This is a genomic window from Labilithrix sp., from assembly GCA_019637155.1.
Classification (GTDB): domain Bacteria; phylum Myxococcota_A; class Polyangia; order Polyangiales; family Polyangiaceae; genus Labilithrix.
This window is the reverse complement of the sequence record JAHBWE010000035.1, coordinates 41906-53541: the sequence shown is the minus strand read 5'-3', so window position 1 is coordinate 53541 and position 11636 is coordinate 41906. Positions and strand designations below refer to the sequence as shown.

Annotated in this window: 11 protein-coding genes and 1 tRNA gene; 5 read left to right on the top strand and 7 right to left on the bottom strand. The window is 68.9% G+C overall.

The window, feature by feature from the left end:
* Nucleotides 1-206: 206 nt before the first annotated feature.
* Nucleotides 207-281: transfer RNA gene (locus tag KF837_44050), tRNA-Pro, on the bottom strand.
* A gap of 79 nt (nt 282-360) precedes the next feature.
* Complete coding sequence (locus tag KF837_44045; GenBank protein ID MBX3234346.1) at nt 361-1194, bottom strand: hypothetical protein; 834 nt, start codon at nt 1192-1194, stop codon at nt 361-363.
* 94 nt (nt 1195-1288) lie between these two features.
* Between KF837_44045 and KF837_44040 the strand changes: the two genes are divergently transcribed.
* Entirely contained in the window at nt 1289-1753 is a 465-nt protein-coding gene (locus tag KF837_44040; GenBank protein ID MBX3234345.1) for a hypothetical protein, read from the top strand.
* A 390-nt stretch (nt 1754-2143) separates the two neighbouring features.
* Here KF837_44040 and KF837_44035 read toward each other — a convergent pair whose 3' ends face one another.
* From KF837_44035 to KF837_44025, 3 genes are all read right to left on the bottom strand, one after another.
* The gene (locus KF837_44035; GenBank protein ID MBX3234344.1) at nt 2144-2707 is read right to left on the bottom strand and encodes a GNAT family N-acetyltransferase; all 564 of its coding nucleotides are present in this window, start codon (nt 2705-2707) and stop codon (nt 2144-2146) included.
* A 1405-nt stretch (nt 2708-4112) separates the two neighbouring features.
* On the bottom strand, nt 4113-4496 hold the full coding sequence (locus KF837_44030; protein ID MBX3234343.1) for a hypothetical protein: 384 nt from the start codon (nt 4494-4496) through the stop codon (nt 4113-4115).
* Nucleotides 4489-5160: a hypothetical protein gene (locus tag KF837_44025; protein ID MBX3234342.1), complete on the bottom strand. Its 672-nt coding sequence runs from the start codon at nt 5158-5160 to the stop codon at nt 4489-4491. The genes KF837_44030 and KF837_44025 overlap by 8 nt, the downstream gene beginning before the upstream one ends.
* A gap of 283 nt (nt 5161-5443) precedes the next feature.
* Here KF837_44025 and KF837_44020 point away from each other — a divergent pair, with 283 nt between their 5' ends.
* Nucleotides 5444-6658 (top strand): hypothetical protein, encoded by a 1215-nt coding sequence (locus tag KF837_44020; GenBank protein ID MBX3234341.1) that lies wholly within the window; start codon nt 5444-5446, stop codon nt 6656-6658.
* Nucleotides 6659-8491: an outer membrane protein transport protein gene (locus KF837_44015; GenBank protein ID MBX3234340.1), complete on the top strand. Its 1833-nt coding sequence runs from the start codon at nt 6659-6661 to the stop codon at nt 8489-8491.
* Between the two features lie 7 nt (nt 8492-8498).
* Here KF837_44015 and KF837_44010 read toward each other — a convergent pair whose 3' ends face one another.
* Nucleotides 8499-8702, bottom strand: a complete 204-nt coding sequence (locus tag KF837_44010) for a hypothetical protein (GenBank protein MBX3234339.1) — start codon at nt 8700-8702, stop codon at nt 8499-8501.
* A gap of 231 nt (nt 8703-8933) precedes the next feature.
* On the opposite strand from KF837_44010, the gene KF837_44005 reads away from it, so the two are divergent.
* Nucleotides 8934-9389 (top strand): response regulator, encoded by a 456-nt coding sequence (locus tag KF837_44005; GenBank protein ID MBX3234338.1) that lies wholly within the window; start codon nt 8934-8936, stop codon nt 9387-9389.
* Between the two features lie 230 nt (nt 9390-9619).
* Here the strand turns inward: KF837_44005 and KF837_44000 are convergent, their stop codons facing one another.
* On the bottom strand, nt 9620-10780 hold the full coding sequence (locus KF837_44000) for a M20/M25/M40 family metallo-hydrolase (protein ID MBX3234337.1): 1161 nt from the start codon (nt 10778-10780) through the stop codon (nt 9620-9622).
* A gap of 96 nt (nt 10781-10876) precedes the next feature.
* Between KF837_44000 and KF837_43995 the strand changes: the two genes are divergently transcribed.
* The gene (locus KF837_43995) at nt 10877-11629 is read left to right on the top strand and encodes a sterol desaturase family protein (GenBank protein MBX3234336.1); all 753 of its coding nucleotides are present in this window, start codon (nt 10877-10879) and stop codon (nt 11627-11629) included.
* Nucleotides 11630-11636: the final 7 nt, after the last annotated feature.

Here is an 11636-nt window from a genome sequence, read left to right as displayed (position 1 = left end):
CGAGCGCCTCGCAGGGGACGATGGACTCGAGCAGCGTTCGAACCCGCGCTGGCGCACGGAGGGGTGCGAGGACGCGAGCGATCGCGATCAACGACCATCGATGCGCAGAAACGGCTGGAAACGGGGCTTCACGGCGCTGCCTTTGCTGGCGAGCATGAGCCCAGAAAACCGAAAGGTCCCGGAGGCCTTCTGCCTTCCGGAACCAGTCGGGGCGAGAGGATTCGAACCTCCGACCCCTAGACCCCCAGTCTAGTGCGCTAACCAGGCTGCGCTACGCCCCGGGCCACTGCTCTCGGCAGTGCGGGCACCCTAGTCGTCGGCGCTCCTGATTGTCAACCGACGTCAGAAGGAAGCGGCGCCTCATTGGGCGCAGCCAGGGGTATCGAAGATCTTCTGCACCTGTGGGCAGGTGTTCGCGCGGAGGGCGCGGATCGCGCAGGCACGCGCGAGCTTCACCGCGAACGGGTTCGTGCAGCCGACGCAGCAGCCCTCTTCGCCTCTGCGGTCGCAGCTGGCGGCCCAGTCGCACGCGAGGCGGGAGAGGGCGCTGTCGGGGAGCGCGTCGAGGTTCTTGCGATCGGGGCATGGCGCCGGCGTGGTCTTCTTCGGCGAACGGCGGACGCAGGTGCCGTCGCCTTTCGGTCCGAGCTCGCCCGGCGGGATCGCTGGTGCCAGAGCAGGGTAGCGGCGATCGGCGCAGAGGCCGCCGACGAGCACGTCGTAGAGCTCGTAGTCGCCCGTCGCCTTCGTGACGAGGACCGTCGACCGTCCTCGCGCGCGGCCTTCGATCGTGAAGCCGCCGGTCCGAGTCGCCGCGCTCGCGGGACCCGGGAACGGATCGCGTCGCAGCGCTTCCACCGCCCGCACGCCGTCGAGCGCGATCTCCGCGTGGTCCTCCACGTCGAGGAGGACGACGGGGTGGAGCGGACGCTCGCGGCAGATCTCGGCGACGACGTGGAAGCTCCGGGTCCCGCCACCGATGAGTCGCAGCGCGGCGTCGCCCGGCTCGCGTCCGACGACGACCACGAGGCCAGGGAGCGTCATTCGACAATCGATCGCCTCGCTCGTCGGATTCCCGTTCTCCACGAGAGGCCCGCCTTCGACGACGATCGCCTCGCCGACGGCGAGCTCGGTCGTCTCGACCGGCGCGCCGGCTTCGGCCGCCCCCGCGGCCGGGACATGGGCGATCGGCACGGTTGCGGCTGGATGGCTCGGCGCCACCGGAGCTGCGGCGGGCTCACCGCCGCAGGCGCTGATCGTCAAAAGGAGCAGGTAGTGGCTTTTCTTAGTGCCCAATTCGCGAAAGAGTGTATCATGCAAGCCCATGAGTGACCTCAAGACGATCATCGAGTCTCATGCCACCGAGTTCGCGCAGGCAATCATCGCCTCCCTCAAAGACCTCTCGATTGACGACTTGGTCCGCCTCAGCCAGGGCGGCGGAGCGCCCGCAAGGGCGACCCCGGCGAAGGTGCCCGTTGCGGTGAAGAGCAATGGCGCGCCCGCGCTGCGTACGAAGAAGACGTCATCGGGGCGTCTCGCGCGCCGTTCGCTGGCCGACATCGACGCAACGCTCGACCAGATCGTCGCGCTCCTCAAGAAGAAGCCCGGCCTCCGCGCCGAGCAGATCGGGGCCGAGCTCGGCCTCGACAAGAAAGAAGTCCCGCGTCCGATCCTCGAGGGCCTGAAGCGCGGCTCCCTCAGCAAAGCCGGCGAGCGCCGCGGCACGACGTACTACGCCGAAAAGAAGAAGTAGGCCCAACCGCTGGCGATTCGCGAAACCGCGAGTCGCGCCGACACGACGTCAAACGACAGGCGAGCCGCGAATCGTTGCATCTCGCGTTCACGATTCCGGCGAACCGGTGAGCTTGCCTCAAGGTCGGTCGCGATTCCGGCGACCGCGAATCGTGGTCCTCGCCAGCCACGATTCGGTGAAGCGCGAGTCACGGCGTGCCTCGCGCCGGTGACCGCGAGCCGCGAGTCCTGCGCGCCGGCGAGGTTCGTTATCAATCGGGCGATACGAGCGCCGGAGGCCCGTCCTTTTCGAGACTGTGTACTTGCGTGCATCGTCATCTCGTCTCGCCGGCCGCAGGGCGAGACGGACCGGGCGGTTGTGTCCGTCTCGTCGTTGGGTCGGGCTCCGGCCTCACGCCACTCGTGATGGGCCTCGAACCATCGTCCACACGGGCGGGCCGCCGTGTGTCGCGATCTCGCTCGTCGTCTCGAATCCGAACTTGCGATAGAGCGGCAGGTTGACGGGGTTTGCCGTCTCGAGGTAGCTCGCGGTTCCCGCCTTGTCGGCAATCGCCAGCGCATGCCGGAGGAGGGCGCCGCCGAGCCCTTTGCCTTTCTGCTTCGGGTGGACGCCGAGCGCGTAGACATAGAGATGCGGCTCGGAGGGATGTGAGGCATGAATGCGGCGGTCGACGTGGAGCCCTCGGCGGAAGAAGCGCCACGACGGGATCGCCGGCGGCAGCGGCCACGCAGCGAGGACGCGGAGCGCAGGCGGCGGCCACGCGCGCGGCGGATAGACGAGCACCGCCCCATCGGACGGCGCACTCTCGAGCGTGTACGCACCGCCGAGCGGCTCCGTCTCGTTGAGGACGCGGTGATGGAACCAGCCGAGCCACTTCCGGCGTTCTCCCTCTTCCGGAAGGAACCAGCAAAACAGCGGATCCTCGAAGAACGCCGCCACCAGCATCGCGACCACGCCCGCCCGCTCCCCTCTCTCAATCGCGCGAACGCCACTCACAGCCTCCAGATTACAACGCCGTCACCAGCAAACCAGCAATCGCTGGCTACAATCCTCCTCACGCCAACGTCCCTACTCCCCGCCGATGAGATCGGGCGTCTTCATTGAAGCTCCCGACGCAACTGCTTTATCGGCTGGGTCGACGCCGAGAAGATCGCTTCGCCAATACCTATCGTCGACCCCACTGAAGTGCCCCGGGCGGCGTTCCCGGGAAGGGGCGCGCGCCACGCCTTCTCCACGGATACCTGTCGGCGGCTCGATTGAGGCCGAATCGTCGCCGCGTTCGCCTCGGCGATGCGCGGTCTCTCCGCCGATACGCGTGACTACCTTGCTTCCGCCGGATTTCTCGACGGGACGAAGAGCCCTTCCCTGCTTCAACCCATGGCCTTGTGCGCGTACCCGTCGCCTTTACCCCGCCAAGCGGCGCTCCCCACGCTCGATGACCGGGATCGCCTGCCGCCTTCCCAGTATTGTGCAAACTCGGCGCTCGGGCCTCAACCGGTCGTTCATCTCGTCGTTACGGCCCGCGCACTCGCGCTCCCGCAACTCGGGAGCTTCGTCGGGGAGCTTCGCCTGATGGGTCTCCCCGGTCAGACGCCACCCAAACTATGCGGCTTCACGGACATGGGCCTCGTGCCGGCTCCACGGCGCCTCGACGTCGAGAGAGCTACCTCGCCGACGTCATCCGCGTCATGCCGTACTGGCAAGTACCTCGAGCTCGCCCCCAAGTACTGGCTGCCGGCTCGCGCATCCTGGGATCTCGGGAGCACCGATTGCGCAGTCTTTCGCGTCCGCATGTGACAGAGGTGAAGCTTTCCCAAGAAAAGCTCACCATGGGAAAGCTCGTCTGCCTGGCTCCTATCGCTCGTTCCCATTCTCTCGCGCTCGGAGAGCGTCTCCTGGTCGGAAGACTACGAGTGGAAGATGCAGCGAGTGTGTCCCGCGCGGCGGACATGCAGCCTGAGCACGGACGGGGAAGCCGCGAACTGCAAGTAGCAGGGGCCGCATGAGCATCGAGTGACGAAGAAGAGCGCCTCGTGAAGCTCAAAGCCAAGGTCGATGCCTTCTGGAGCGTCGCGAGACTCGGTGGAAAGGCGTACGGGTACACTGGCATGTACGATCACAGTGCATGAGGTCTCTCCAGGAGGCGGCGGATCGTCCCGCATCGCGAGGACGACGATGCCGTTCGGCTGGATGTCGAGGGCAGCAGCACCAGCTTGGCGCTCGTGGATGACGTTCCATGCGCTGGCCCATGAGCCTGAGCTCAGCCGCGATGAAGCCCGGGTTCGTCTTGACCGCCTCGCGACCTCGCGGATGTTGCGTCGCTCCGGAGAGGACGTGTCACCTGTGCGTGATGGAGGGGCTACCAGCGGTCGGCGGGGCAGATCGCCAGCGGCTCGATCCCTGCGAAGGGCACCAGCACCCAGTTGCTCGCCTCGAGCGTCTGCGCCGAGAGCGAAGCGGGCAGCAGGGTCCCGACGACGGTGGACGCGAGCCGTTCGTCCACGAAGAGGATCTGCTTGGGTGGGTGAATGGCGCCTCCGACGGCGAGCGGTTCTGCGCCGGCGATGAGCAGCCGCGACAGCTCTTCGTCGCTCACGCCGTAGACTCGCTCCGAGTAAGCCAGCGCGCGCCGCAGGCGATCCCACACCCCGTGGGCGTGACGCTTCTGGCGCTGCTGCCACGCTCGCACGGCGACACGCTCTCGATAGGCCCTCGCGCGCTCGTGGAGCTTCGACTCATCCATCGCGCTCTCCCTTCTCCAGCGCGGCCAGCAGCGCCGCGACCTTCTCGCGCGAAGCGCGCGGATCAGGCATCGACGTGGCTGCGTCGATGAGGGAGAGGATGGCGAGGTTCGACTTGACGGTGTCGCGGAGGTCCTGGCGCAGCTGCTTCGCGCGCTCGACGAGCTCGGCGAGGTCTCGGTCCGTCGCGACTTGGAGGAGCCCGGCGACGACGAGGAGGTCGCGATCGCCCTTCCGCCCGGAGCGCTCGGTCATCAGCTTCTCTAGGATGAGCCCCGAGGTCGACGCGACGGGGACGCGGAGATCGCCGAGCTCGATGAAGCGCGGCGGGAGGAGCAAGGCGAGTGCGCCGAAGACCAGGAGGGGGAGCTCCGGATCCGAATGGACGTAGGACGCGTCGAGGCTGGTCATCGCTTCGTCGACGCCGATGAAGTTGACCTCGAGGCGCACTTCGTCGCTCGGCAGGTAGACAGAGGGCTCCTCGGACGAGCGCGAGAATCCCTCGACCAGGGCGAGCGCACGTCGCACGCGATCGACCGCCGACACCGGGACCGCGATGTCGACGTCCTCCGAGACGACCAGCGTGGACGCCGCGTCGACCTCGAGGAGGTTCGGGATCTCCGAGCCCGCGACGATGACGCCGGGGACCTCCAGGACCGGTCGCATGGCCCGAAGCGTCGCGAGCAGGCGATCGCGGAAGAGCACCTCCCTACGATAACCGGAGCGGAGCGCGAGGGTCGACCGGCGTGGCGGCGGCCGGAGGAGCGCAGCGGCCGGAGCCCCGCTCCGCTTGCTGCGGAGCGCGGAGCCGTAAGCGGGGCGTGACAATCGTAAAGCTGGTGAAACATCCGCGGGCGGTGGCTCGATGAGATCTGCCTGATCTCAGGGCTTCGGCGGGTGGCGCGACGGTTGCTGTGGTGGGGGCGTGCGGAAAATTCTGCTCGCGGCGGTGGGAGTCGTTCTCGGGGTCGGCGCGTGCGGGGAGGTCGATCCCGAGGGCGATCTCAGTGAGCAGATCGCCGCTGTCGCCAACACGAACGACGGGGCGACCTGCACCGAGCCGAACGACGGGCAGGACCCGAAGATCCTCAAGGTCTGCACCGGAACGAAGGGCTCGAAAGGCCGCTGCGTTCCCGACCTGTTCCTCACCGGCGACAACGCGGGGAAGTTCGAGGCGGCGGACTGCCCGAAGGAGATGTCGTGCGTACCCGAAGAGGTCGTCGCGAAGGGATCCAAGATCGAGCTGAAGAAGTGCGAGTCGGTCCTCGGCGTCGAAGGTCGCTGCTTCTGGCCGCTCGCGAAGGAGATCCTCGGCAACTACGACCAGCTGAAGGCCGCGACCAAGGATCAATGCGAGGGCGAGCAGGTCTGCGCGCCGTGCGGTCACCCCGTCACGGGAAAGGCGACCGGCATCTGCCTCCTCGGCGCCGCGCACGAGTGCAAGGGACCGAAGAAGCCCGCGGCGCGCACGGGCAAGTGCCCGCAGGACGAGCCCATCCTCGAGGAGAGCGGCTTCAAACAGGAAGAGTGCTCGTCGAACATGCTCTGCGTCGACGCCGCCCTCGTCGAAGGACCGCAGGCGGCGAAGCTCGCGAAGTGCAAGACGGGCCTCTGCGCTCCGAAGAAGTCCGTCCTTCGCGCCGGCGGCTACGTGCCGAAGACGTGCAAGTCGCTGGGCGGCGCGGAAGGACGCTGCGTGAACGCGGGCGTCCCCGAGATCGGGGCGCAGAAGGACCTGCTCCCCGTCGCCGACTGCGACGCCGACGAGCGCTGCGCGCCCTGCTTCGACCCGCGCACCGGCGTCGATACCGGCTCGTGCTCGCAGGTGCCGTGCGACAAGCCGAAGGAGCCGGCGAAGCTCTTCGCGCCGTGCTGCGAAGGCAAGGGGCGCTGCGTGCCGACCGCCGCGGCGGGCAGCGCGGCCTCGTCGCTCGGCCCCGCCACGTGCTCCGGCGAGACGCCGCTCTGCGCGCCGAACGAGTTCGTGGGGATCTCGAAGCCGCGCGCGTGCAAGGCGCGACTCTCCGGCAACGGCGTGTGCCTCTCCCGCTGCATCATCACCAAGGGCGGCATCTTCGCGGGCCTCATTCAGGGGAGCTGCGAGGACGAGGAGCTCTGCGCCCCGTGCAAGCAGCTCCCGCCCGGCACCGAGGGCTGCCAGTAAGTGCGCACGAGCGAGCGGAGCGCGCGAGGAGGCCGGGAGCGGCCCGCAAACACGAAGAGGCACGTCGCGTTCGTCGTCGCGCTCGTGATCCTGACGTTCACGCGCACGGCGCGGGCGGGCGGCATCGACGAGATGCCCGATCACGGCGCGCAGGCGATGGGACGCGGCGCGGCGTTCACCGCGAAGGCCGACGACGCGAGCGCGCTCCACTACAACGTCGCGGGCCTCGCGCGGCAGCGCGGGACGAAGCTCCAGATCTCGGCGAACACGCACTTCAACACGCTGACCTTCCAGCGCGCCGGCAACTACCCCGACGATCCGAACGATCCGCTCACGCCATGGGGCGGGCGCCCGTATCCGCTCGTCGAGGACAAGAACAAGGCCTTCACCCTGCCGATGATCCTCGCGACGACGGACTTCGGATACTTCGAGCGCTTCACGCTCGGCGTCGGTCTCATCACGCCCGCGGCGACGGGGCGGACCTTCCAGCTCGGCATCAACGGCACGCCTTCGGGCTCGCGCTACGACGCCGCCGCCGGCTATCGCGGCGAGTCGGTCATCGCGTTCCCTACCCTCGGCGGCGCGTTCCGCGTGACCGAGCAGCTCGACATCGGCATCGCCGCGCACCTCATCGTCGCGAACGCGAGCATGGGCTCGATCGCGTACGCCGACGTCGGCGACGGGAGCTGCAAGAACCCCGAGTACCGTCCCTGCGACGCGGAGGGACGCTTCACCGGCAAAGGCGGCGGCGCCGGCTTCTCGGTCGGCGCGATGTATCGCCCGAGCGAGAGCTTCCAGCTCGGCGCGCAGCTCCGCGGCCCGCTCAAGGTCGACATCGAAGGCACGACCGTCGCGAAAGTCGGCCTCCTCGCCAAGGAGTTCGGAGAGCCCGGCGCCACGACCGCGAACGTCCAGTTCCCGCCCGTCCTTCGCGTCGGCGGTCGCTACATCGCGATGGAGAAGAAGCGCGAGCTCTGGGACGCGGAGCTCGACGTCGTCTACGAAATGTGGGGCACGCTCGACGAAGGCATCGTCAAGACGGTGAGCCCGGTCGACGGCAAAGAGGCCACGATCAAGAGCGGCCAGACGTTCAAGAACACGTTCTCGCTCCGCGGGGGCGGCGCCTACAACCACGCGTTCGATGAAAAAGGTGAAACCGTCTTCATCGCGCGCGCCGGCGCCTTCTACGAGAGCCCGGGCACCGAGCCCAAGGACACGCGACTCAACTTCAACACGCTCCCGAAGGTCGCCGCGACGTTCGGAGCGGGCATCAAACACGGCGCCGTGAGCGTCAACGTCGCGTACGGCGCGGTGTTCTCGATCTCGCGGACGGTGACCGACGGCGACGCGCGCCCGAGCAACGGCGCGATGAGCGGCGCGCCCACCGACGGCAAGGGCAACCTGCTGCCGGCGTACAACAACGGCGTCTACTCGGCCTTCTCGCACGTCCTCTCCGTCGGCATCGAGGTCGATTTCGAGGCCCTCTTCCGCGACCGCAAGGTCGAATACGGCGACTCGACCTACGAGGACGTCGTTCAAGAAGACGAAGACGATCAAACAGAGGAATCCAGCGCAAAGAAGAAGACCATCGGGGTCGGGGTCGGGGTCGGGGTCGGGGCCCCAGAAGCGGCCGCGAAGCGCCCCGAGTCTTCGAGGGCCGTGTCGGGAGACCCCGCGGCGATGCAGGAGGAGCCACCGGGCACGTGGTGGCAGCCTCGTGTCCCTGACAGCGAGCTCCAAGACTATCGCTCCAACGAGGAAGCGGCCCCTCCGCCGCCCGTGAAGCGCCGCTCGAAGAAGGCGAAGCGCCGCGGGGGCGAGGCGACGAGCTGAGCGCTCCTCAGTACGTGAACCGCACGTCGGGGCAGTTCTTCCGGATCCACTGGTGGTGCGGGCCCGAGCACAGCGCTGCGCGATCCGGCGGGACGGCGGGCATGCAGTCGATCGTTCCCGCGTCGGGGTTCTTCATCAAGCGATGGCGATCGCTCGGCGACGGGACGTCGGCGGTGGAGCCGCCACACGCGACCACGACCACGAGAAGCACCAGCGATCCGAGGGCGCGTGTCATCCCGGGACGTAGCTCGACCAGTCCGTGCCAGCGCGACCGCGAAGAGATGCGCCGTCGTGGCGCGATGGATCGGACAGCTCGCCACGATCTGCGCGGCACGCAGGGACATTCGGGGAAGAGGAACCCGCCACACCGTTGGCGCGCCACGTGCTTCGACTGTCTCGGTCGAGATTGATGGCCGAAGAAGGCGGGAGGCGGGAGGAGCGCGTGGCGAGTGGACGTCTTTGTTCGAAGATCTTGGTCGTCGAGGACGATCCGGACACACGAGAGATCCTCGCTGACTTCTTCGCCTCTCACGGCTACGACGTGAAGACGGTCGCCACCGCCGAGGCGGGCCTCGCGGAGCTGAAGGGCAACGGGACCGACGTGGTGCTGAGCGACAACCAGCTCGACGGTGGCCACACCGGCTCGTGGATGCTCCGTCGCGCCTACGCGGAGGGGCTCCTCCGTCGTGTCGCCGCGGTCATGTACACCGCCGACGACGATCCGAACGTGCCGCGCGTCGTGCGCGTGCTCCACAAGCCGACCGCGCTCTCCGTGATCGAGGCGACGGCCGAGCGCGCGATCGACTCCGCACGCGGCCGCGACCTCGCGCGCACGTCCGCAACCCGCCTCACGAGCCACGTCGACGACGAAATGACGCCATCGTCCCGCCAGGCTTGAGCGCGCCACCGCGCCGACGAGCGCCCAGCGCCGTCGGTCGCGCCCAAGCCTCAGTGCACCACCGCAACGACGAGCGGCCGGCGCCGTCGTCCCGCCAGGCCTGAGCCCGCCACCGCGACGACGAGCCGCCAGCGCCGTCGTCCCGCCAAGCCTCAGCGCGCCACCGCGACGACGAGCGGCCGGCGCCGTCGGCGCGCCGGGCCCGAGCGCGCGGTGACGTCGGGAGCGCATCAAGCCTCAGCGCGCAGTGTGGCGAGGAAGCGGGCGAGCGCCTCCGCCTTCATGAGGAGGCTCGCGATCTCGATCTGCTCGTCGTGGGTGTGGAAGCCGATGCCGCGGGGGCCGAGGCCGTCGATCGAGGCGATCCCCATCGCCGAGGTCGTGCTCGCGTCGGAGCCGCCGCCGATGAGCGCCGCCTCGCCCGAGGCGAGGCCCGACGCGCGCGCCGCCGCGCCGTACGCCTCCATCAGCGCCGCGCTCGCGGCGGTGCGCTCGAGCGGCGGGCGCGCGATGCCGCCCCCGATCTCGATCCGGGCGCCCGGCACCGCCGCCGCGCACTCGTCCGCCGCCGCGCGCATCGCGGCGACGAGCGCCTCGCCGTCGGCGCGCGTCTCGAAGCGGAAGTCGACCAGCGCCTCCGCGCGATCGGGCACCGTGTTCTTGCTCGTGCCGCCCGTGAACTTGCCGACGTTCACGGTGACGCCGCGCGCGTAGTCGGTGAGGAGCTGCACGCGATCGACGAGCTTCGCGAGCGCCCACACCGCGTTGACCCCCTCCTTGTGCGCGTTGCCCGCGTGCGCGGCCTTGCCGTGCGCCGTGAGCGTGACCGAGCCGGTCCCCTTCCGCCGCGTGATGACGAGGTCGCCCTTGCGGCCCGCCTCGAAGACGAGCGCGCTCTCCGCCCCCGCCGTCGCTTCGCGGATGACCGCCTGCCCCTCCGGCGAGCCGACCTCCTCGTCCGCCACGATGACGAGACGGAGCGACGGCAACGTGCCCGTCTCGGCGAGCGCCTTCAGCGCCCACGCCACCACGACGAGGCCTCCCTTCATGTCGAGGACGCCGGGACCGCGCGCGAGATCGCCGTCGCGGCGGAACCCCTCGAACGTGCCGGGCGGGAAGACCGTGTCGAGGTGCCCGACGAGCGCGACCTTCGGCGTGGATGAGCCCGCCGAGAAGACGAGGTGGTCCGCGAACTTCGTGCTCGCGACGCGACGCGCGGAGAGCCCCGGGATCGCGAAGAGCTCCTCCAGACGACGGCCGACCTCGTTCCCGCCGTCCTTGTTCTCGGTGAAGGAGTTGACGGCGACGAGCTCCGCCAGGGCGCGCTCCATCGCGCCTGCCTGCTCGCGGAGCCACTTCGCCGGGTCGCTCGGGTCGCTCAGGTCGCTCATGGGCCCCGATCTTACGAGAAAACTCGCATTTGAGACGTGCATTCTGTTTTTACAGAATGTACAGTATTCCTAGGACCCAACGAAACGAGCAGCACCATGGCCACCCTCCCCGTCGTCCCGGAACGCATCCCCAACGCCGACCCCACGGCAGAGCTGCTGCGGGAAGCGACGAAGCGAGGCCTGACCGAGGAGCGGCGGAACAAGGTCCGCGCCGCGGCGCTCGCCGAGATCCCGTGGTGGTACAGCCCGTACGCGCACCTCGCCGCGACGACCGGCATCGGCCTCGCGGTCCTCGTCGTGAGCCTCGCCGGCGTCGCGCGCGCGACGTTCGCGTGGACCGACCTCCTCGTGATCCCGATCGTCGTGCTCTTCGCGAACTTCTTCGAGTGGGCGGTCCATCGCGACGTCCTCCACAAGCGCCGCTGGCCGGTCGAGGTCATCTACGACCGCCACACGCCGATGCATCACATGGTCTACGTCGAAGAGGACATGGCGCTCCGGAGCGTGAGGGAGTTCCGCCTCGTCCTCATCCCCGCCGCCGGCGTCGCGGGCATCGTCGCCGCGGCCGCGCCCGCCGCGTTCGTCGTCGCGCACTTCTGGTCCGCCGCGGCGGGCTGGCTGTTCCTCCTCAGCGCGAGCCTCTTCATGGTCAGCTACGAGGTGCTCCACCTCTGCTACCACGCGCCGAAGGACAGCTTCATCGGCCGCCTCCGCCTCATCGCGCGCCTCCGCGCCCACCACGCGCGGCACCACGATCCGCGCGTCATGCAGCGCTACAACTTCAACGTCACCGTGCCGCTCTTCGACTGGATCATGGGGACGATGGCGCCGAAGCGACAAGCCGACTAGGGTGCCT

Coding starts and splice junctions, on each gene's coding strand:
- KF837_44025 (MBX3234342.1), bottom strand. CDS start 5,160: ATGCGACCGGTCCTGGAGGTCCCCGGCGTCATCGTCGCGGGCTCGGAG.
- KF837_44000 (MBX3234337.1), bottom strand. CDS start 10,780: ATGAGCGACCTGAGCGACCCGAGCGACCCGGCGAAGTGGCTCCGCGAG.
- KF837_43995 (MBX3234336.1), top strand. CDS start 10,877: ATGGCCACCCTCCCCGTCGTCCCGGAACGCATCCCCAACGCCGACCCC.
- KF837_44030 (MBX3234343.1), bottom strand. CDS start 4,496: ATGGATGAGTCGAAGCTCCACGAGCGCGCGAGGGCCTATCGAGAGCGT.